This is a genomic window from Haloarcula sp. H-hyl6 (assembly GCF_056934455.1).
On sequence record NZ_JBRIIK010000004.1, the window covers coordinates 271,118 to 294,635 of the forward strand.

Here is a 23,518-nt window from a genome sequence, read left to right on the forward strand (position 1 = left end):
TTCACAGGAAGCGGCGCTTGAGGCGCTGAACGAGAGTGATGTTTCGATCTTCCGACCGAAGCCGAAGCGGTTGCAATCCGATTGTGACTAGCCCAACGGAGAGTGCTAAAATAACCAGGACAACATCGATCACTGCCATGGCGAGATATGGATGAATCCCATGCAAAAACAGGATCACAGATCGAGGGAGGATGGGAATGTAACGCCACTCAGAAATTGACCGACTGTAAGCACCAGTCGATTCAGGTGCCTCAACGGTGAGCAGTGTTACTTCTGCTGACTGCCCCGGAACGATGAACACAGATCGCTTTACAGAAAGATCGGGATGGTTAGGCTCAATCACCGTCAAAACCGGAATAAAGCCATCATTCAGCACCCTGTATTTGATTGTCGACTCTTCTCCAACCCCAATTACGAATGGGTCTTCGTTCGGCGCCTGGGAGCTAACGATATCGAATGAGGTCGTCCCTGAGGACAGCACCATACTTGCTGTGGCTGGCGTGATGACAATTAGTACGAGACCAAGCAGAAATGTGGATGTCTTGATGTAGTTAGATCGGCGTTCTGAGCGGCTTGTTCGCCGATTACTCGTCATTGCATCGGCAATAATACCCACGCCGATCACCCCAAGACCGATCCAGACAAGCGACTGTGCAGTTCCAGCACTTTCAAACAGGACACCAAGGCTGAGAGTTGCTGTAATCACCCCAGCAACACCACCCAGTGACTGCTGTATTGTTCTGACGCCTGTCCCGAGATTCGGTATCACTACCACTTCGCCGTTGATTCGGAGTGCTTCAGCAACGATTTGGGACTCGGAAACCGGTGGCTCAACGCCCGCTTGATCGGTAAATGGGTTGGCGTCACCACGGGTGATGTATCCTGCCTCTGTTCGGTTCACAACGCGATGTGTCGTTAACCCCCCACCATGGAGTTCCTGCGCTTCAAATACGATTATGTCTCCTTGTTCAGGGGGCGGCGTCACTGCAGCGGGAACGGCAATAAAGCCGTCTCCTGGCTCCATGGTAGGTGCCATGCTTCCAGTCTCAACATAAGCGAGCAGTATTGGCTGGCCGAGCACCTGTCCGAGTAGAAGTGCTCCCACTCCGATGAGTAAGAGTGCGAGTAGGCCATACTCAAGCACATCGGCCAGTTCCATACACCTACCCGCTATGAGATCCGGGGGTAAAACGGTTGGTACGTTGCCTGAGAGATAGCCGATCTCAAGCGGTCTTTGCTCCTCCCTCACCTAGGAGGTTCCTCGCACGCCCATGTGAACCGCCTCGGGGTCAAGCCCCGAGGTGGTTGACCCATCCACGGCGGGTCGAGGGACCGATTCTGATCCTCAGCTGAAACGAACGAACTGCTTGAACTTGGATTGTGAGGAGAAAGCTGGGCTTTCGGTCATGAGAGTAGTCTCTGAGAATGTTCAAGCACCCGAATACAAAGTGGATACCAAATGATATCCTACGTAGAGACACAGCCGCTCTGTGTCAGGAGACGAAACCTATGGCAATCAACAGACGAAACATCTTGATCACGCTCGGTGCAGTAGTTGGTGGTGGCGGTGCACTCGTTGGGACGGGTGCGTTCACTACGGTGAGTGCTGCCCGGTCAGTCGATGTGGAAACTGCTGGGGACGCAAGCGCGTTCCTGACGATCACCGGGGACGATACTTACGTCACGGACGATAGTGGCAGTGGCGCCTTGACAATTGACCTCGGTGGATCGAGCAGTAACGGCTTCAACCAAGAGGCAATCACGACGTTGGATGGTGTCGTGACCATTACGAACAACGCCGCCGACGATTCCTCGGCACTAGTTGGCGTCTCTACAGCTGACCCAGGGGAGGCCTCAGCAAATGGGAGTGCAACTCTGAAGATCACCGATGAGGACGACAACGGAGTTGCCGTCGTAACGTTCTATGTCGGTGACGAAGACACGAACTCCATCGGTAGCGGTAGTACTAAAACTGTGAGCGCAGGAAATTCAGTGGAGCTTGACGTCGAAATCGACACCCGACAGAGCACGATCGACAGTAGTAGCGCGCAAACAGGTGGTTTAACCATCATCGCTACTGAGAGCTAAAAAAGTCAATAGAGTCTGATTAGCATGAAACGACGGAGCTTTATTACGGCATTCGGCACAGCTGCGATGGGGTCAGGAATGGCACTTGGGACCGGCGCGTTCAATGCGACGTCGTCGAGCAGTAATTCCGCAATGTCGCTTGTGACGGAAGAGCAGAGTGCAAATCTCAATGTCGTTCCCGGAAACGAGGTTTCCAGCATTAGCGAGACTGACGTCGGTGCGGATGTTGTATTAAGTCCTGACACTTCGCTTGAGAAATTCGACAGTGACGGTACCATCGCCTTCGAGAATCTGTCTATTGACGATCTCCCATTAGCGATTGTTAAAAACCCAGGCACAGGAATGGTCAACATCCAAGTCGCAGTTGCACCGGGGACTCCGTCTGGAGATGTAGATTTTAGCAATATAATTGCGGTCGTAAACAACAGCGACAGGGAGTACGAAGTCGGATTCACCTATACTTCGTATGGTGAGATCGTTGGCAGCAACACAGAAGATATAGTCCCTAAAACCACCGCAAACGACATTTTCACCTTCAAAGACGGCAACGGGTCCAAGATCTCGCCCGGTGGAAGTGATGGGAAGTCACCGGCAAATAAGACAAATATCACCGCTGGAAGCAATGAGGTGGTTGATCTGAGTGTCACAACTGACAAAACGGTCTTGACTGATGAGTACGGCAACGTATGGGGTGATGAGTATGCGGGTGCCGGTGATTTCGGGACAGGAGGAGCAACCAATGAGCCACTTATTACGGAGGTTACTGCAGTGGCAGACGAACTGTAACGAGATAGTCACGCCAGGATTGCTCGGAAGCAGCGAGACCGCATTCCACTAAAAACACCAGCTATAGAACCAGCGTGAGTCGAGAAGATGGTTACACGTAGAACAGCAGTCATTGGTCTCGCGAGTATGTTTATTTCTGGCGGGGTCGCAAGGACAGCCGCCTCATTAACTGCTACATCAACTTCAGATGCGAGTTTTCAAATCGTCGCTCCAGAGGGGCTGATAGAACTGAGGCCAGCAAACAGCCCACCATTACACGTCCGTACGGATACTGACGGCCGTGTGACTGCAATCGCTCCTGGTGGAAGCCGGCGTGACGTCAACGAGGACGCGATCACACGCTTCGAAGAGATAGTTGAGGTTGTAAATGTGAGTACTGAGGACATTACTGGTGTGTATTTCGATTTCGAAGTAACCAGCCAGACACTCGCTACTGAGCAGATTGAAGAAATCGAAGCGGCGTTATCAGCGACCGCGGGACAAGAGGTACTCGCGAGTACTGGGACGGCTGGTGATAATTTGCTAAGTGTGACGTCTGATTCAGGGGCTGCTGACACTGTCCTTACACCCGGTGAGTCAGTTCCATTTGGGGTCCAAGTGGACCTTATTCCGGAGAACGGTTCAGAGCTCTCTGAGTTCCCCGACGGTGAGTATACCTCCACACTCTACATCATTCCGCAGCAGAAGGACGATTGAGACGGCCTACACCATGTTTGATAAGCCAGTGAGACCTCGTCTCTTTTCAGCCATATCATCTCAGAACTATATGAGAGAAACTATATGGTAGCCGGGTTGACTGACTCATCAGATGGGAGACCGCAGTCATAGCGGGCTGCTTACTGACCAGTCTCAGGATGCAACCCTCCAACGGGATGAGATCTTTGCTCTCCTGAGTAATCGCCGTCGTCGGTATACCATCCACTATTGCAAGCAGACAGACGGCTCAGACGAACTCTCAGACATCGCTGAGCAAGTTGCTGCGTGGGAACAGGACAAAGACGTTGCTCAGATTACCTCCAGTGAACGGAAAACAGTCTACACCTCGCTCCAACAGACGCACCTGCCACGGCTGGACCGCGCTGGCGTCGTAGAGTTCGACAACGGAACTGTTGAATTAACTAATGAGATCAAACAGCTGGATATCTATTTGGATATCGTTCCGGAGGGGTCTATTTCGTGGGGCGTCTACTATCTGGGGCTGTCGCTCCTTTCCGCAGTGGTTGTCACTGCTCTCTGGCTAGACTGGCTGCCGACGGATCCAATTCCAATCCTCGCATATCCCACCGCGATTGTGGTGATCTTTACTGGTTCGGCGATTTCACATACATATCTCAACCACCGCTATCGATTTGATGAATTAGATGAACTGCCTTGACTGAGTCATCACCTGCCAACTGGGCGTCGAGACAGCAGTCACCCACAGCGCTTCAGCCCCTGTACATAGACTGGCAGTGAGTGGCGAAAAATAGGGCCTGATACGGCACAAAGACTAAATCACTCAATAGAGTAGTGGTAATAACTGAACGTAACAGCGTTAAGTTGGGCTAGAAATGAGCAACGATTCTCGGGTAACGGCCGATGGGGGATTTGATATGACGGCCTTCGAAGAGTGGGTGGAGCAAACTGCTCAAGAGAAGGGAATGGGCAAGCAGGAGGTCATTGAGAAGATGATGTCCTCATATTGGATTTTAGATGAGCTAACTGGGATGATGGATGACCCCCCACCCGAAACAAATCACGACCGCTCTGACACTCAGATGAGCGACTCTCAATTAGAAAACGAACCGACACACGATGTGGGCGGGGCAACAAAACAGAGTAACATCCAGGAGCTCATCCAGAATATCGAGGAGCTCAAGCAGGAACTAAATGCAGACGATTCTGAACCACAAGGGCGCAAGCCACAACCACAAAACGACCCCCGAAGAGAGCAACGTCCCCGCGAAGAAGGCCGATATCCGCGTTCTGAGGGCGATTATAGAGCTTCTGAACACTCGCCTACTGGCAAAGTCAATCAGCTGGAGCAGCAACTCTACTGGCTTGCTTCGGAATTTGATGACTTAGATTCCAGATTGGAAACAGAGACCGCAGAGATAACAGAACAGGTGGAAGACTTGGCCCAGCAAGTCGATCACATCTCAGCGAATCTCGAGGGGAAAGCCGACAGCACCACAGTCACTGCACTGTCTGATCGCCTCAACGAAGTGATCACTGAACTCCAGACACGTCAGGAAGAGCTTGATACCCAAATGGAAACTGAGTTTGAAGATCTGAACGACATCCTCCAATATCTGGTTACTCGTGGTGAGCAACACGAAGAACAGCTATCTACACTCGTCAACCAGTATCAAGACGATATGGAGCGACTCCTAGAGTTCAAACAAGAGCAGTCACGCTTAGCAGAGCTGAAACAGACCGCTGCACGACTCGATATCCAAACAGCTGCTTGCGACGAATGTGATACGAGTTTTACGGTCCAAGCACTCGCAAAACCGCGGTGTCCGAACTGCGACCGGCGCTTTGGGAGTGTCTCTGAAAAGCAAGGATGGCTGCGGGGCAAACACAAACTCGTTACCGTGCCAGACGAGCCTGAAGCGGAACGCGACGACTTCAGCGGCATGGCTGATTTGTTAGATGACGACGCTCACGAAGAATCCCAGGAGGTGCAGCAAACTACTGCGACAGACGACAGTATGGACCAGTCCGACTTCGAGTTCGGCCTACTGGACGACGACAACTGATTGCATTCTTTGACATCCTCCCGCGCCTACAGACGCAGGAATCCACGAAATACGGGTTGCGCGTTTCCTTGGTTCTCAAGTACGCTTTCGCGTGGAACGTCGAAGGTCGCCACCGAGTTGTGACCAACGGAAGTGATGGCGCGTATCCACGGCTTAAAGGTGGTATTGCGCCTGTTCAACCTGTAACCTCCTCCACTCACTCATATTGCTCTCCCAGACACACTGGCTGCAATCAGCTAATCGTCTCCATCAGTGTCCTTCAGAGATGTCCGGTCTACGAACGTGTCCTGCACGCCCCTTGCGGACTGATTTGTTGGCGGTTGTCGTTGACCATCCGACGTTAGAAGAGATACGGGCGAGGCGAGCAAGTACGGAACCATGGCGAGGCCAGCACCGAGAATGGCGAGCAGAATCCCGACACTGGCGATCGCGGACAACACCATTGGTGGTGCCGTCGTCGAAAGACGGAAGCCGAAGAAGACCAGCCAGCCGGCACGCTCTAGCACCACCATTGCGATCACGGAGAGGCCAGTAGCGAGGACGGTCGCTGGGACAGCAATCCGGATGACGTCGTGCAGAACAGTCCGCAGTAGCTGCCCTCGTGTCGCCCCGGTCGACCGGTACACACCGATCGCCTGTCGGCGGGCATGCACAGCCTGTGCGAACGTCGCAGTCGTACTCCCAACACTACTCAACCCAGCAAGGACCACAAACGCCACCAGTATCAACTGGACGTTTCCGAAGACACCCTTGATGGACCGTTCGATGGGCGAGCCACGAGAGTATTGGCCACTACTCGCGACAGCTGCAGCCAGCCGAGTGTCGCCAGTCACAGTGTAGTCGGCGGTTGTGAGGCGTGTCCCGTTGACCGCTAACTCAAACGTATAGGTCCCTGGGGTGAGCTGAGAGCCCTGCCCAACAGCTAATTCCGTCCGAGTGGCGTTGCCAGCCCCAATCGTCACTGTCCGCTCGCGGATCGTCCCGGGCCCGGCGACAGTCACCCGACGAGTGACCGGCTGCTGCCATGGATTTGCGAGTTCGACAGTGACGGTCGGCGTCGTGAGGACACTCCCAGACTGCGGCGAGACACGGAGTCGGCCGGAGAGCTGTCGTGACTGGCCAGCCACGACCTGCAGATCGTGTGTCGCGGTCTGGTTGCCCTTCGTCGCAGTGATGGTGTAGGTCCCGGGTTCGGACGGGATGGGCAACACGACAGTCCCTTCTGGTCCGGTTCGCAGTGTGAGCTGGTTGAGCGTGACAGACGCATTTCTCACTCGCTGGCCGCTACTGGAGACAACGGGGACGTACAGTCCACTCCCGGGTGGTGCCTTCGATGGGAGCGCAGCCGGGATCTGTATCGCGTTCGGGCTGACGATCGTCGTCCGGTGGCTGTACTGACCCGCCCGCACAACAGCTGGACCTAACTGCGATGTGGTGAACGTCACGTCGGCAGTCTGTTCGCCGCCGGCCGGCACTTCCACTGTCACCCGCTGACTCTCATTCCCGAAGGTCACCGGCACTGTCTCCGTGCGGTCTGTGTGCCCGAAATTCCGAACAGTCACAGAGACGGTAACGTTGTGGCCGCGAGTGACGCGGCTCGGTCCCGTAATGCCCGTGATTGCTGTCCCGGTGCGGTTCGTGATCGTCCCCTCAGTACCAATCTCGGAGATCGGGCTCCCAACCCGAATCATGTGGACGGTACCCTCTTGTGTGGCGAGATCGTCGGCCGCATCCAGCGGGATAATGAGGAGGTCATCAATCGTACCCGTGGCGGTGTAGCGGCCGACGATCTCCATTCGTCGGACCCCAGGGGAGACACTTCCACCAATGGTGATCGTCTCCCCAACACCCACATCCAGTGTTTGGGCAAGATCCGCTCCGATCACGGCTTCATTTTGGTGCCTCGGCTGCCGGCCCGAAACAAGCCTCGCGCCGGTGACGTTGGCAAACGCCGGATACCGGGCCCCGTGGGCCATATAGGGCTGCCCATCATGGACTTGTGCGTAGATGATCTCCGGGCTCGCTGGCGTCCCACTCGCTCGGAGAGCCTGTGCATACTCTGCATCGAGGCGACTGTTCAATGGGTGGGGGGCGCCAGCCTCTGTGATTGTGCCACTGCCCCCGCCCCCGCCCCCGCCACCAAGTGGCGACGCCAGGCCGGCAACAGAGAAGACGAGCAAGAACGTGAATGCGAACACTGTCAGTGTCGCAGTCGTCGGAATCAATGCCTGCCACGACAGGAGCGACGGCGTGATACTGTTTCGAAGCGTGCCGCTGAACCGGCTCTGCTCAGCGGTAACAGCCACCGACGGACTACGTCGACTGTCGAGGGCCGCAGGAGGGCGAGTCGCGATGGGGTAGGCAGCGAGCGCGCCCGCGAGACATCCCATACAGACGAGCGCTGCGGCGACGGCGCCGACGACTGACACACTCTGGCCAGTTACCGAGACGTCGAGGGCAATCGGGAGTCCGAGATAGACCGCGGTATTCACGATCGCCTTGATCGCGATCAGGCCGCTGGCGTACCCTAGTGCCACGCCGGTGAGGACCAATAGTGTCGCCCGGACAGTAAACAGGAGGCCGACTTGCCAGCCCGGCGAGCCAGTTGACCGGATAACCTGAATCGCGTCAAGTCGGTCGCGAACACTCATCCGGGTGACGCTGTAGACGACAATCAGAATGAGGATGCCGCCAGCGCCGACGGCGATACCGAGCGCCCACAGAACCTCCTCTAGGCCACCAAGGACGTACAACAACGCACTCACCAGTGGGACGCCAGTGTCAGGCACACTACTCCAGTCACCCTGGTTTGTGCTGTCAGTGTCAATAACGAAGTAGCCGGTCACGCCGAGTGTCTCAGCTGTCGACGCATTCGTGAGGAACCACTGTTGGGAGATGAACTGGTTACTCGGGTCTCGTGGCCGAACCGATAGAGTCTGCTGACTCTGTGTGCCGTTGAGCCGAACCGTCGTCTGGCCAGTGACTGGCCCGCGTCCACCTGCGTCCGCAGATAGTGCTGGCAACCGCGCGCGCTGCCACCCTGCGGACCCGTTCTGGATCGTCCGTGGTGCATCCGGTGGGATGCCGACAACTGTTGTCCGGTCGCCATTCGCCCCGGCAGTCGCCAGCGGTAGTACGATCTGATCGTCGCCCGTCTGTGGCGGGTCGCCATCAGCTGTCTCATAGGAGACTGTGGCGGAGTTCGAGAGTGGCTCGGCAAACGTCTCCGAATACGTGACCGCGGTGAACAGGAGTAGCGTCGTCCCAAGCAGAAATGCCGTGGTGACGGCGACTACAACGATGGTTAAGCGATCACGGCGAGACCAGCGGAACAACAGTGCTTTGCGATACCCCATTTGTTGCCCCGTTACTCGATCTCCGACGGCTGTAGTGGTGCTGACTCGATGTCTGCAGTCTCTCCAACTAATTCCCCGTCGGCAAGTTGCAACCGCCCGTCGAACTCCGTTGCCAGCTGTGGGTCGTGGCTGATGACGATCAATGCAGTCTCAGTCGAGCGTTGCATACTGAACAAGAGATCCAGCACGGTGCTGGCGGTGTCCGGATCGAGTTGGCCGGTGGGCTCGTCAGCGAGGATGATTTCGGGCCGATTTGCGAGCGCACGAGCGATCGCGACACGCTGTTTCTCACCGCCGCTTAGCGTCGCTGGATAGTGGTGTTCCAGGCCAGCGAGGCCCAGCTGTTCGAACAGTGTCTCGATCCACTCGAGGTCACGCCCCCCAGTATGTTCCTGTGGGAGGACTGCGTTCTCTCTGGCCGTCAAGTCATCAATAAGCTGGAAATCCTGGAAGACGAAGCCGATCGTCTCGCGACGGAGCTTGGCCAGTTGTCGATCAGAGAGTTGTGCTGCGTCACGACCAGCGATTTGCAGTGTTCCGCTTGCCGGTGGTTCCAACAACCCAAGCACGTTGAAGAGCGTCGTCTTCCCTGCCCCACTCGGACCCTGCACAAGCAGCGAGGCATCTGCCGGGACAGATAGCGAGACGGCATCCAAAATCCGGTCCTGTCCGCGTGTGACGACCAGGTCGGTGCCCACCAGGACAGATTCAGTCACTGCTGTCTGCTTCCGTTGGATACCTAATGTAGTTGTTGTTCGCTCGCCATGCCTCGCTGTGCCTCAGTCGATCGTGGGGCTCGAAAATCTGGAACACCAGTAAGACTGTATCAGTTAGTCGCTTTTGTAGGCGCCGGCCGCTCTCGTTCACAGAGCGGGTCAGGGGGATACCGCCATCACTGCTCGGTCCGTCGCCACAGCGCAACTGACAGGAGTAAGGCAACTACGACACCAACTGGGGTAAAGCCCGGGCCAGATGCACTCACCTGTGTTTGTGGATCCGTTGTCGTACCAGACTGTTCTTGCGCTGTTGTTACCGAGCGTTGCGACGCCCGTGTTGTTCGCGTCTGGGCTGGCGTTTCTGTGATCTCGATCCTGCCGAGATTCGTCTGTCCGAGGCGGATACTGTGAGTTCCATATGTGTCCACCTGTGCTTCGATAGTCACTGTCGTCGGACGTCCATCGGCAGGACTCACGTGCGTTTCAGTCACAGTTTCATTGTCGATGACCAGCGGGAGTGTTGGGGATTCCGCAGTCGTATTCAGTGTCCGCACTGTTGCATTTACCCGGATGGTCCTCGGCTGATCGTGAACGCCTGCTACCAGACTCGTCTCAATCACTCGGACCGCTTCAACAGGCTCAGTCCTAACGGCAAATGTGGATGGCTTAGCCACCTGTGCTCGATACGTGACGCGAGTCGAAGACCGGGTCTGCTCTGTAACTGGCACCTGTGAGAGACCAGTCTGTGACTGGTGATACAGCCACGCGCCCTGCTCGGTATGTGTTCTGTTTTGGACGATAGCTGTTGGAATACTGAACTCAATGCCGATTGACGCAGTCGGTGAGGCATTCCCTGGCTGGCTAATCGTGAAATATGCGAGAGTCGAAGCAGTGGCAACGCGATCAGATAGCTCTGTGTTCCTGCTCGATACCGGCTGTATCTGGTAGCTGACCTCGCCTGCCTGCGTTGTAGTGATGGTTATTCTATCCAGATGCACATCATCGCTGGCAGTGAGATTTGACCCATTTAGTGCGACGGGCACAGTGGCCGGTGCACTGGTATTCACGGTGACTGTCAGGCCGTTGGTCGTCGTGTTTCTCGTTACGTTTGTCTCATTCGATCCTGGTGCCGTCGACGTCGGCGTAGCCGTCTCAGTCCTTTGTGCGGGATTTTGCTCTCCGGAGGTCTGACCTGACTCAGTGCGTGTGAGACTGGTGTCTGTCGTTGTCGTCGTCTGTTCTGTGTTGGTCGGCGACTGGGTCTTAGTCGGCGTGGGATCTTCGATAGTTAGCGAGACCGGATCGCTGACTCCGAGCAGTTCGTCGTTGTCATACACGTCATCCGGACCCTCGACGACCGCTACAGCAGTATAGTCACCTGCGTCTACCTGTGACTGCGGCATAGTAACTGTATATTCTCCTGCTGATTGTTTGGTTGCAGCTACCTCAATCGTCTCACCGTCATCCCATACGAGGACGGTTACTTGACTGATGTCTTGAGCGCTACTGTCGATTTGCGAGGTTGAAATATTGAATTCAAGATTGGCCTGCGTGTCGACGTCCGAGATATGTGTTTCGTAGCCTGCGACAACGAGGGGCTTCGCTGCCGTCGGCGACGATGAGGGCACGGTGGCCACTGCATACGTCCCCGGCGTGAGTGTACTGATGTCGAACGTCGTTGTATCTGGACCCACGGCCCCACCAGAATCAATCGCGGATCCCTCATCAACGAGATACACAACATAGTCCTCACCAGTAGGGGCAGATGTCGTTACAGTCACCGATTCCGCTGTGCTACGTCCGATTGAAGAAAACGTGTATACTGATCCATCATATTTGATCGATTGCTCCGGGACTGTAACACCGTCTTCCATAGATATCGAATAGTCGCTTGCGGCACCTACTAGGGGAGAGAATATCCCCGTGAGAAGTACGAGCCCCATCACAACAAGAGCGAGCCGCTTCATCTGCTTTCAGATATTCTGGAATCGTTAAATATCCTCTGATAGTTACGACGGACACTTACGGGACAGCTGTACTACTTGAGTTCGGTTCTTCGCGACGCTCCCAGAAGGGCCACAGCTATGCTGATGATTGCAAGTATGACGCCAAACCCTGGTCCACTGGCCTCCGTCATCGTATCCTTGGCTGGTGTTCTGTCACTTGTAGGGGTGCGAGTCGCTGTCTCGCGGTTTACATCTGTCTCCGACCTCGGGGGTGCGGTCGTTGCTGATGAACTTCTCGCAGAGGGCGTTTCGTTCGTTGTTTGGGCACGTGCACGCGTGTCCAGGCGCACTCGTTCAACATGCTCCATGGCAGCAACTTGAGATAGAGCGGTATTGGAAACGGAGCCAGTTACGACCCGCAGATCGGCATTGGCTGTCGCGCCAGTCAGTCCTGCATCGCGCAGTTGTACTGTAGCTCGCGATAGATTGCTTGTTTGTTCCAGCTGCACGATAACCGGTACTGAGCCCGACTCCGACGTCTGGGCACGGACTTCGGCATCGACTTTCTGTTTCCACTCCGCTGTCGTGCCCGCAGTGCTGGTTGGACTTACAGTGGTTGTACTCTCTGCTGTCTCGACGACCGTCAACTGGTCAAGTACCTCTGTGGTGCTGTCACGATCTGAGGGTTGCTGTGGCTCGGTGTTTGGCGTCGCCGTGGCGACTTGCGTTGGTGTGGGCGTTGTCACATCCGTCACAGAGACGGTTTGATTGGTCGTTTTGGCGGCAATGACCTCTGCGTCAGGGTCAGCAAGTGTCACCTCTGTCAACGCCAAGGTAAACTGTGGATTCGGCATAGTGTCTGGCACGGTAATCGACACAGTCGCTACGAACCCGGTGCCTGTGACACCATTGTCCACGTTGATCCGAGTCTCCCCGTATTTCGCAGTCTGTCCTTCAATTCTATTGACAATCGTGACTGTATTCCCATTCTGAGAAAGAAACGAGCGCGACGACAATTCGGTCAGTAAGATCTCACCAGTTGGCTCAATGAGTGTAAACTCAATTCCATATACCGGTACTGCTGAGTCTATGCGGATGTGGTACTCAGCGGTCGTATTACTCGTTAGTTCACTCGGTCCTTCGATCGACAACTCCGCCGGCGCCTCTTGTGTGCCCTGCAGCATTTGGGCATCGATGCCAGCCATACCCGTTCCTGCGCTGAAGATAACGAGCGATGCTACCGCGGTAAATGTAACTAGGGCTCTCCGGAAGCGGGCCATACTACGGTCGACCATTGCATACAAATTAGATGTTGTGGAAGGTACGAGCGAGGGACGGCCACTGGTTTGGCCAGAGATCATCTCAAATCTAGTCAACCACGGCGGGACAACTGCACAAATTTATTTATGATTGGTCTTGCACTGTGCCAGTATGGCAACCTCGCGGGCACTCGCCTTAGCAATAGGAGTCGGTGCGCTACTTTTATTAGCACCGGTGGCGGGCGTTATTAGCCCAGAAATCGACTCTGGCATAGCAACAGCGCAGACTGAGACACAAATAAATGGGACGCTCAGCTTCAACACATCAACGCAGAACGTGTCTGCGGGTGATGTGGTCCAATTAGCTGTTCAGTATGATGCAAACACTGGCAGTAGTGAGACAGAAGTCTATGGGACGCAGTTCACCGTCGAGTATCCCGACGAATATCTCACGCTGACCGCCAATCGAACTGGCTCATATCTGTCTAATGGGAGTGCTGATACACTAGTTCTAGCAAATAGCACCGATTCGGCCAGCGGGACATTCCAGTTTGGGCAGACGCGACGCAACACCGACACCGGGGTGTCGGATGCTGGTGCGATTGTGTATCTTCAGTTCAGGGTAACGCAATCTGCACCAACCGAGAATGACAGCCTCCAATCGATCTCGTTCTCGGGTGTTGAAATCAGCGACCCAAACAGTGAGTCCATCGCTACGCGCTCAGAGAATACGACACTACGGCTCAATACGCAACCGACTGCGGAATTTACCTCCAATACGACAAGTCCCGAAGTTGGCGAACCAATCGAACTGAATGCCTCTGCCTCAAGTGACTCTGATGGGACGATCGAATCGTATCAATGGGATCTTGATCAGGACGGTACATACGAGCGGACTGGACAGTCAGTGATTGCCTCGTATGCTAAGGCTGGCAGTACGAACGTTTCTCTCCAAGTGAATGACGACGATGGGGCGATCAACCAGAGCAGGACAACCTTGGATATCAGTAAACAAGAGGTCGCACTGAATCTGACGGCTAACAGAACGCGAGTAAGTGTCGGCTCAACGGTCAGCTTTATCACCACTCGGTCTGACACGAACAAACGAGTGAATGCTACAGTGACAGTCGGGGATGTGTCCAGATCAACTGGTGGTGACGGACAAGTTTCGTTTGAGCCTCAAACAACTGGAACAGTCGAAGCCCTGGCAATGAAATCGAATACGTCTACGACCGATTACAGCGACAGTTCAGTTATTATTGATGTCGTGGACAACCTGCCGCCTAGCGCTAACTTCACTGTGTCTCCTACACCAGCAGACACAAACGAAACGATCGTGCTAAATGCCTCACGCTCAGAGGATCCTGATGGATCGATTACATCGTATAGCTGGGATCTCGATAGCGACGGTGAATTCGATGATAGGCAGGGCGAGGTCATCACCGTTAGTTTCGAAACTACGGGTGAGAAGACTGTTCAGTTGCGAACTTCTGATGGAGAAGCGTCTACTGTCGTTGAACAAACGTTCTCAGTCCTTAACCAACCGACAGCTATTGAATTACGCCCCAGTTCTGAGTCGGTCAATACCGGCTCTGAGACAAAACTGGACATTGTGGTAACAAATGCCGACGGTGGTGTGTCCGCATACGGGTACAATATCTCAGTATCGAACCCAGAAGTAGCGAATATCACTGCCGCATCGGATCGGATTGATGGAGTCGAGGCTGCAACATCACAGACGTTTGCAGCTAATAATTCCACAGTCACTGTCGAATCGGGCTTCGGTAGCACTGCCGACACTGGGGAAGTGACAATTGCCACTGTGAGGGTTCAAGGAATAAGAAAAGGAAATGCTACTGTCACCATTGAACAGACAGAAGGCGGACTTGCTAACGAAGATGGTGAGGAATATACGGTCGTAAGAGAAGCAGATGCTCACCTGTCGATTCGAAAAGGTCCACCAGCCTTAGCCGGATTTTCGGGGCGACCTGGTGACTTCAACAATGACGGTCTGTATGAGGACGTTAACGGTGATGACAAGGTCAGATTCTCAGATGCAATTGCACTGTTCCTTGCCACTTCCAATGGGGACCCAGCAGTCACAGAAAATGAAGAGGCATTTGATTTCAACCAAGACGGAGATCTAACATTCGGTGACGCCATCCGACTGTTCCGTGAGATATCCAGAAATTAATAAAATGATTGACAATCACACTCAAATCCGAAGTATAGTCCTGACGTTGCTAATGATCACGTCTGTGGTGAGCGGGGCAGGTGCCGGCATCGCGACAGCCGCAGGCACTACGGAGGTAGTGGTTGAGCCAGCAGATACAGACCTTACAATTGGGGAAACTCAAACATATTTCATTAATGTAACCAATGCTGATGGAGGAGTGTCCGCATATGGATACAATATTTCGCTGTCGAACCCAGAGGCAGCGAATATCACTTCTGCGTCAGATCGGATTGGAGGGCTTGATGCAGCGACATCACAAACGTTTGCTGCTGATAATTCCAGTGTGGTAGTTGAATCCGGGTTCGGTAGTACTTCCGATACTGGTGAAGTGACAATAGCAACAGTCACAGTTCGGGGAACTGGCGAAGGCACTACGAATATCAATATCGAACAAACTAGCGGAGGACTTGCCGATGAAACTGGTAATGAATATACCGTCTCGGCCAATCGTGGCTCTGCGCTATCGGTGAGTAGAATTGCGCCAGAGTTCACAATCACCGATATTAGCACACCTCAGAATGTCACGAGGGGGGAAGCTTTCACGGTCGATGCGACAATCGAGAACACTGGAGAGGTTGGGGCTGAGCAAAATGTCACGGCTTCGTTCGTCAATGGAGAAAAAACAGATACGCAAACGGTCCAGTTAGATAGCGGCCAAAGCCAGACGCTCACATTCAATCTCGATGCAGAACAAATCCAGTCTGGAGAACAACCACTGGAGATCAGCACAGCTAACGACAGCCAATCAACCACTCTCCCTGTACTCACTCCCGGTTCGATTGAGATAACACAGTTCGCACCGAACCAGGCGGCTATCCCACAGGGCGGAACTGTCCGGTTAGATGTGCAGTATGAGAACGCTGGCGATACGACTGCCAACACTACATTCACGCTCCGTCAGGGGAGTGAAAAGATAGATGATATTCCAGTTAAACTCCCCGGTGGTGAGACGAGGTCCGAGACAATCACTATCGAACTCCCAGTAGACGAGCCAACAGGGAAATCAGAATTCGGCCTCGGACAAAAGAGCGCGGCTGTCGAAATTGTTGAGCCAGCCGCCTTCAGTACTGAGTTTACAACGGACCGTCAGCTGTTCATTACCGGCGAGACCCTTCACGTTTCGACGACGGTTGAAAACACGGGCGAGGCCGAAGGCACATTCACGCCCACGCTGTACCTCGACGGCGAGCCAACGAATGTGTCCCAGACGGTAACGCTACAGCCGGGTGAAGAGCGAGAGCTGACGCTAGACAAGACGCTTAACCGTTCCGACATTGGAAATCGGACGGTCACAGTGCGAGATCCCGACGAGCCAACGACTGAGGAACCAATCAAAATCGCGGTCGGGGCCTCCACTATCGGCACCGGGACAATCTCGAGCGAAACCACTCGAGTTGATGCGAACCTTACACAGTGGGAGCGAGCTGTCCTGCCACTCAGAGCGAACCCTGAAGCTGCCGAAACCAATATCCGGCTCCAGGGAACGTTTATCAGCTCTGATGAGTTGGGTGTCGAACAGCTACCATTCGGGAAGACGACCATCCCAGTCTATCAGAATGAGTCAAGGGTGCCCATCTCGGTGGCTGGGAGTCGGGCAGATACTGATGGAACCGGTGTCGGACTCATCAGCCCGAAACCAAGCCAATTAGTCGCTGTTCGTGTCGAAGAAAATCCGCCTAGCGGGATTAGCAGCCTTGGCCGCTTACTCACGGCCGAGAATACGACAAAGGAAGTTGTCGACGTCGACACACTCGACACCGACCTGAACGCTAACTACCAGTACCAGCCCTCGAAATCTGGACAATATGTCGTGTACGCGGTGGCGCCTCAAGAAAGCGGCGCGCAGTTCACCGAAACTACGAACGACACTGTGGTCCAACAGGGCAACATGACGATCGTGGGTATCGATACGTTCCTGGTCCAAGAAAACGCGTCAGCAGTGGATGGGCCTGAACGCGTTGAGCGGGGCGATGTGGCCACGTTCACTGCCGACGCCGATTCACCACCATTCCGCGGACAGAACGATATCCAGCACATCGTCGCAGTGTACGATGAGGACAAATTGACGAACCAGTCGGTGACGATCGATACCAGCGGCGAGGTGACGGATTCCTCAATTCAGTCGATTCGCGGGGCGTTTATCACCCAAGGCAATGTGACGGTCTTCGGTGAGCGGTTGAACGACAGTGATGTGAAGGGAGAGTTTGCCCTCCAAAATCTGGGGTCGTTCGTTGCACCAACGGCAGAAGATGGGACGACCGTTTTGAACGCGTCGTCGACGGCGATTAATGGTTCCTCACAGCAAGCGATCCAGGTTCAAACGACACAGCAGTTCGAGGCTGGCGAATACACGTACCTGCATCTCGCTATCGAACCCGATACGAACAGACTCGAAGTCCAGAAAGGTCAACTCCAGATCGAACCGCGGCCGTCGAACATCACGTTCCGTAATCTGACAATCCGGCCGAATCCGGCCACGACGAATGACGATATCGTGGTCAATGCGACGGCAGTCAATAACGGTGATTTGCCGGGGACACGAGAAGCCCGTCTCCAGATAGATGGAGCGGTCTTCAATGCGACGACGGTCGACCTGGCCGGTGGCGAACGCCAGCAGGTGTCGTTCACCGTCGAAGCCGGGCTCCTGAGCGCTGGCAACTTCACTACCGGTGTCTCGGGTCTTATAGACACGCTTGAAGTTGAGCAAGCGCGTGCGAACGTCACGCTCAATCAGACCGCTGTTGACTACGGTGCAGTTGAGGCGTCGCCAACCGCGGCGAATACGGAGGTCCAGCGAATCGAAATCACCAACAACGGATCTGCGACAGCTCGGTTGGCATCGATTGGCACGACCGGTGAGGCACCGTCGCAGTACACAATCATCGAGCGGCCGAACGAAACGCTGGCACCCGGTGAATCCGACACGGTGACAGTCGCCTTTGCACCGACTGTTCGAGAGTCTGCGAACGCGACTCTGCGGTTCAGAAGTAACGATCCAGCGTCCCCACAGACCGTTGCCCTGTCGGGGACTGGCGTCGGACCGAACCTTGCGGTGCAGACGGCAAGCCCGGTACGTGTCGGGTCTGTCGACGCAGAGGGAAGTGAATCGACAGAAGGGACGGTTACGATTGCAAATACTGGTGACAGACCGCTGGGCGTTACCGCAACAATCGATCAGGACGCGTCGGTTAATCCGGATGCGTTCTCGGTAACTGGGCCAGCAACCATCGCTGCGAACAGTTCGGACACGATCACCGTTACGTTCAGCCCCGAGAGTGGTGGCCAGAAGAGTGCTGTCGTGGAGATCACGACCAACGACTCATTCACCCCCACTGCAGCCGTCACGGTTGGTGGGGCCGGCCGCGTGACCGACTTCGCAGTGTCACCACAGCCAGTGGCACTCGGTAACGCAACTGTTGATGAAGAGACGACCGCTAGCGTTGTGATCGATAACACTGGTACGGAGCCACTGGAATTCACGTCGCTAGCAGCGACCAATACGACTGGCAATGCGGCGTTCACCACAAGTAGTGATTCCTTCGTCCTAGCACCGGGAGAGTCACAATTTGTTACTCTCACTGTGAGACCGTCTGACAGCGGGACGATTGACGGCAGCCTCACGATAGAGACGAACACGAGCGCATCGGAGACCGTTACTCTGAGCGCGACAGGACAGCAAGCCCAAGTGGTGGTCCCCGAAGAGCCGATTGAGTTCGAAGACACCTCTGTGGGTGGTGCAACCACACAGGACGTCGTAATCGAGAATACTGGTGACGCAGTGCTGACGATCGATACATCGCAGGCGTTCACCGAATCTGAAGGCAACTTCAGCCTCGTCGAAGACGCTGGGACCATAGCTATCGAACCCGGCACGAACACGACTGTGCCTGTTCGGTTCCAGCCTGCCACTGCAGCAGGCATGACGGCGACGCTGACGCTGCAGACGAACGATCCGGACAATGCCACCCGAGAGGTCACGCTGACCGGGACCGGGATTACCTCCGCGCTTGCCGCGAACAGCTCGACGGTAACCTTTGGCGACGTCGGCGTCAATACGACTGAGACGACTCCCGTCCAAGTCAGAAATACGGGTGCTGACTCACTCCAACTTGACGCTGAGAGCGTTACGATCAGCGGGAGTGAGGTGTTCACTGCGGGGAGTCCCTCGCAGACGGACCTCTCAGATGAAGGCACGGCTACCATCCCAATTACGCTATCACCAGCCGCTGGTGAGTACGGCTTGCAGACTGCCACGCTAACGGTTACAGCAGCTGATGGAGATGAGCAAACCACGGTCTCACTTGTTGGGCGCGTGGCTCCGCCGCAAGTGGCAGTCAACAAGCAAGTGGTCCGTGGTGGCTTCGTTAATGTCACGAACCAATCCACCTCGACGCTACGTGTGTCCAGCGTCGGTGTCAATGGAACAACGGCACAAGTGACGGACATCAGCGACGTCCAGGATCCGAGCACTAGCTTCGAGGTCTCGGAGAGCTCGCTGCGGAACCTCGATAGCGGAACTAGCGAGACCGTCGAGATCACGTTCGCACCGGACAGTAATGGGCGAAAGACGGCAACGCTCACGCTCAGAACGAATGATCCGGATAATCGGCGGATCAATGTGACGCTTACCGGTGTCGGTGCCGCGCCAGTGGCATCCACGCCAGCAAGTAGCTCTGTCGGGAAGGTCAACGTCGGCCAGCCGGAGACCTCCTCCGTGCCGGTCACTAATACTGGTGGGGTGCCACTGACGATCTCGAATGGCTCCGTGTCAGGTTCAGACGTCTTCACTGTCGTGCCCGGGGAGACGCCTGTCGAGATCGTTCCGGGTGCGACGGCAACAGTCGATGTGCGGGTCAATTCGAGTCAGGCGACAACCCCACGTGGAACCCTCAGTGGGACGCTTGAACTCGACACGAACGCTCAGACAGACCCGACTGTTGATCTGACTGCAAATGGGACGGTGCCACAACTCAGCGCTGCTGCCGGAGGAAACACGATCGCGAACGACGATTCGCTCGGGTTTGCGGCATCGGCAGGCGGATCCGAGCGTCAGGTGCTGTCAATCACGAACACTGGTACTGGGGCGCTGCTACTCCCAGCCGCCAGTGTGAGTGGCGACGACAGTGAGGCCTTCGCTGTTGTTAGCGGAGCCGAGACTCGCACCATTGCACCAGGTGACACCTCTGAGGTCGTTGTCGTGTACGGTCCATCCGCCGAAGGCACTGACTCGGCAACGCTGACTTTCGATGGTACTAACGTACCCGATCAGTCGAGCTTCGAGGTGACGCTCGACGGAACTGCAACTGTTGCGAACGCGACGTTCTCACCGTCTAGCGTTGACTTCGGTCGGATTCAAACTGGGCAGTCGGTTACTCAATCCGTCCAACTGGAGAACGTTGGCTCTGAAACGCTGACCGTGGAAGCTATCGGCGTCCGTGACGCTAGCGACGTCAGAGCAAGTGTCACTGGCCCAAAGACGTTAGCGACCAATGAGACGACCACAATCGATGTGACTATCGACACTGCTGTCAGTGGCGATGTCGGTGGCACCCTCGTCGTCACGACGAGTTCACAGAGTGGAATAACGACCACGCAGGCCACCATCGTCGGCACAGCTGTTGAACCAGAAGCTGAGTTCGACCGCTCGACGCTCGACTTCCAACAGCTTCGACTGGGACAGAGCGAAATCCGCACAGTCAGTATCAATAACACAGGTAACGCGCCGCTGAACGTGACCGACATCAGTGTTGTTGGACAAAACGAGAGTGCCTTCCGGGTGGACACTGACCAGACCATCATTGAACCTGGCTCGAGCGAAACAGTCAGAGTTCAATTCCGACCTCGCCCGGTTCGTTCGGCTGCTGGCCCAGCTGAGGCAACGCTCAGCATCAGCACCAACGATACGGACAACCCGACACTGAACCGGTCGCTGGCCGGACAGAGTGTGACGCCAGATGTCGACGTGTCGCCCGACGCGCTGCAATACGGAACGACGACGGTCGGAGAGAACGTTACGCGGACACTTACGGTCGAAAACACGCTTGAGGCAACGGCACCGGTCAACGTCACCAGCCTGTTCATCAGCGGGCCACAGGGGACCGCATATCGAGTCAACAGCTCGGAGCAAGCAGAGTTACCGGTCACGCTTCAGCCCGGTGAATCCGACACAGTGAATGTGACGTTCGAACCCGAGACGAACGTCCCGCCCCAGAAGTTCGCAACGCTCACTGTGTTGACGAACGACTCCCGTGTGCCTGGACAGGCCGTGTTCCTCTCGAACACGGATCTCCGAATCGATGTCACCTTCGGGAGTGTCATCCTGAACTACACGAACCCCAGCGTTGGCGACCAGCCGGAGGTCAACGTCTCTCAGGGGACCGAAGCGAACGCCACGCTCAGCGCGATCGATATCGACACGGCACAGGAGACCGATGACTTCGGTGTCACCTTCGAGAGCAATGAGTCTGGCTTTGGTCCACAGGTCAACGAGACCACCATCGACGACACTAACCAGACGATCCAACCGATCAACTACGTCAGAGTGACGAAAGGGAGTAACCTCTCTAACGAGGACATCAGCGAAGCGAACGTCACCTTTGAGGTGCGCAAAAGCGTCCTCGCAGAATACGGAATCAAGCAATCGGACGTGTCTCTGCGGCGGTACAACGAAAGTACCGAGACGTATCGGACGCTCGACACCGAGGTCGTCCGTGAGACCCGAACCACTGTCGTGTTCACAGGCGCGACGACGAAGTTCAGTGACTTCGCCATTACCGGGGAGAGGCAGGAAGCTGACCTACAGATCACAGCGAATCAGACTGCCGATCTCCGACCAGGTGACCGCATTCAGTTCACTGTGACCCGGAATGACACCGGCAACCCGGTCCAGGACGCCACTGTCACGGTTGGCTCGGCGACGTCGGATACAACCGACGTCAACGGTGAAGTCGTGTTGTCGGTAGAGCAGCTCGGCGACCTCCCGGTCACGGCATCGAAGAGTGGCACCCAGACCATACTCAATGACGCGTCAACCACGATTACCGTCAAGCAGGAGATCGAGCTGAATCTCACCGCCGGTTCGACGTCGGTAAATGAGGGTGACTCGGTCGAGTTCACGGTGACTGACGGGAGCGGTAACCCTGTTGAAGATGCAACAGTCACCTTCGCTGGAAACAGTGGTCAGACGGTCCTGACCGGAGAAGTGAGTCTGACCGCAGACCAGGCTGGATCGATTGATGCAACCGCATCCAAGGCCAGCAGCGCCACGACCGTATTCCTCTCGGATACATTGACCGTTCAGGTCGACAAACGTGGTGGCGGCGGTCGCGATGACAGTGACGACGATGATGACCGTGATGACTCCGATAATGATGATGATGACACAGATGACGGTGTCACTGATGGCGATGGCGGTGTCAGTGACGGCACTGGTGAGGAACCCCCACAGCGAGTTGTCTCGGTGCCTTCGTCGAAGATCCGGAACACGACGACTGGGCAGTCGGTTAACGTAACGACCGGCGAGATCCGTGCCAACACCACCGTCGCGATCCCGGCAAACGCGACTATCACCGACCAGAACGCCACGGCCGCCAGCCTAAGTCAACTCAACATCAGCGTCCAGAACGATGTTGCCAACAGTTCGGTGTCGATCAATACCTCGTCCGCACCCCCAGCGGGGACGCCGGGACTGGACAAGGGCCGAGCGATTGGCTACATTGACGTGCAGGTGCGTGGCTACAGTGACCAAGACATTGCATCTTCGACGTTCACCTTCACCGTGTCGCAATCGCGGCTTGAGGCGCTTGATGTCCAACCTGAGAACATCGTGTTGTACCGGTTCAACGATGGGTACCAGGAGCTTGAAACGTCCCATCTCGGCGGTAATCGGTTCAAAGCGACGACGCCGGGCTTCTCGGTGTTTGCTATTGGCACTGAAGGCCCCGAGATCGCACTGACCGATGCCAAGTTGCAGACGTCAGAGATCGTCGCTGGTGAGTCGTTCGACGCTACGGCGACGCTGGAGAACACGGGCTCCGACGCTGGGACGGTCCCCGTTGACGTGACTGTTGACGGAACCGTTGTGACCACGGAACGTGTCGACGTGCCGGCCAACGACACTGCCACAGTGCAGCTGAGTGGCGTGATAGATGCGCCGGGCGAGTACACGATCGCTATCAACGGAACCGAGGCTGGGACGCTGCAGGTCTCGCCAGCCCCGACACCGACGACCGAAACGCCGACGACGGAGAAGCCGACCACGGACACGCCGATGACGGAGACGCGGACGACCGAAATCACGACGGGTGACTCCGGACCTGGCTTCGGGATTCCGGCGATGATGGCAGCACTGGTTGTGCTGCTGTTCTTTGTCCGGCGACGACAGCGATAGG

General features: G+C 55.6%; 12 protein-coding genes. 7 read left to right on the forward strand and 5 right to left on the reverse strand.

Features of this window, described 5'->3' with window-relative positions:
* Nucleotide 1 precedes the first annotated feature (1 nt).
* Nucleotides 2–1,159 carry a signal peptidase I gene (locus tag Hhyl6_RS21905; RefSeq protein WP_483741367.1) on the reverse strand — a complete coding sequence of 386 codons (1,158 nt, stop codon included), beginning with the start codon at nt 1,157–1,159 and terminating at the stop codon, nt 2–4.
* 350 nt (nt 1,160–1,509) lie between these two features.
* Here Hhyl6_RS21905 and Hhyl6_RS21910 point away from each other — a divergent pair, with 350 nt between their 5' ends.
* The 5 genes from Hhyl6_RS21910 to Hhyl6_RS21930 all read left to right on the forward strand — a co-directional run bounded on the left by Hhyl6_RS21910 (nt 1,510) and on the right by Hhyl6_RS21930 (nt 5,615).
* A complete protein-coding gene (locus Hhyl6_RS21910) occupies nt 1,510–2,088 on the forward strand; it encodes a hypothetical protein (protein ID WP_483741368.1) in 579 nt (192 codons plus the stop codon).
* Between the two features lie 24 nt (nt 2,089–2,112).
* Nucleotides 2,113–2,874 carry a hypothetical protein gene (locus Hhyl6_RS21915; RefSeq protein ID WP_483741369.1) on the forward strand — a complete coding sequence of 254 codons (762 nt, stop codon included), beginning with the start codon at nt 2,113–2,115 and terminating at the stop codon, nt 2,872–2,874.
* A gap of 282 nt (nt 2,875–3,156) precedes the next feature.
* On the forward strand, nt 3,157–3,570 hold the full coding sequence (locus Hhyl6_RS21920; protein ID WP_483741370.1) for a hypothetical protein: 414 nt from the start codon (nt 3,157–3,159) through the stop codon (nt 3,568–3,570).
* 112 nt (nt 3,571–3,682) lie between these two features.
* Complete coding sequence (locus Hhyl6_RS21925; RefSeq protein ID WP_483741371.1) at nt 3,683–4,249, forward strand: DUF7344 domain-containing protein; 567 nt, start codon at nt 3,683–3,685, stop codon at nt 4,247–4,249.
* 217 nt (nt 4,250–4,466) lie between these two features.
* Entirely contained in the window at nt 4,467–5,615 is a 1,149-nt protein-coding gene (locus Hhyl6_RS21930; RefSeq protein ID WP_483741372.1) for a hypothetical protein, read from the forward strand.
* Between the two features lie 236 nt (nt 5,616–5,851).
* Here the strand turns inward: Hhyl6_RS21930 and Hhyl6_RS21935 are convergent, their stop codons facing one another.
* From Hhyl6_RS21935 to Hhyl6_RS21950, 4 genes are all read right to left on the reverse strand, one after another.
* On the reverse strand, nt 5,852–8,971 hold the full coding sequence (locus Hhyl6_RS21935) for an ABC transporter permease (RefSeq protein WP_483741373.1): 3,120 nt from the start codon (nt 8,969–8,971) through the stop codon (nt 5,852–5,854).
* An 11-nt stretch (nt 8,972–8,982) separates the two neighbouring features.
* The gene (locus Hhyl6_RS21940) at nt 8,983–9,687 is read right to left on the reverse strand and encodes an ABC transporter ATP-binding protein (protein WP_483741374.1); all 705 of its coding nucleotides are present in this window, start codon (nt 9,685–9,687) and stop codon (nt 8,983–8,985) included.
* Nucleotides 9,688–9,863: 176 nt separating this feature from the next.
* Nucleotides 9,864–11,654: a hypothetical protein gene (locus Hhyl6_RS21945; RefSeq protein ID WP_483741375.1), complete on the reverse strand. Its 1,791-nt coding sequence runs from the start codon at nt 11,652–11,654 to the stop codon at nt 9,864–9,866.
* A 71-nt stretch (nt 11,655–11,725) separates the two neighbouring features.
* On the reverse strand, nt 11,726–12,838 hold the full coding sequence (locus tag Hhyl6_RS21950) for a PGF-CTERM sorting domain-containing protein (RefSeq protein WP_483741376.1): 1,113 nt from the start codon (nt 12,836–12,838) through the stop codon (nt 11,726–11,728).
* Between the two features lie 226 nt (nt 12,839–13,064).
* Between Hhyl6_RS21950 and Hhyl6_RS21955 the strand changes: the two genes are divergently transcribed.
* Both Hhyl6_RS21955 and Hhyl6_RS21960 read left to right on the forward strand, forming a co-directional pair.
* Entirely contained in the window at nt 13,065–15,086 is a 2,022-nt protein-coding gene (locus tag Hhyl6_RS21955; protein ID WP_483741377.1) for a PKD domain-containing protein, read from the forward strand.
* Nucleotides 15,087–15,090: 4 nt separating this feature from the next.
* Entirely contained in the window at nt 15,091–23,517 is an 8,427-nt protein-coding gene (locus tag Hhyl6_RS21960) for a choice-of-anchor D domain-containing protein (RefSeq protein WP_483741378.1), read from the forward strand.
* The last annotated feature ends 1 nt before the right edge of the window (nt 23,518 follow it).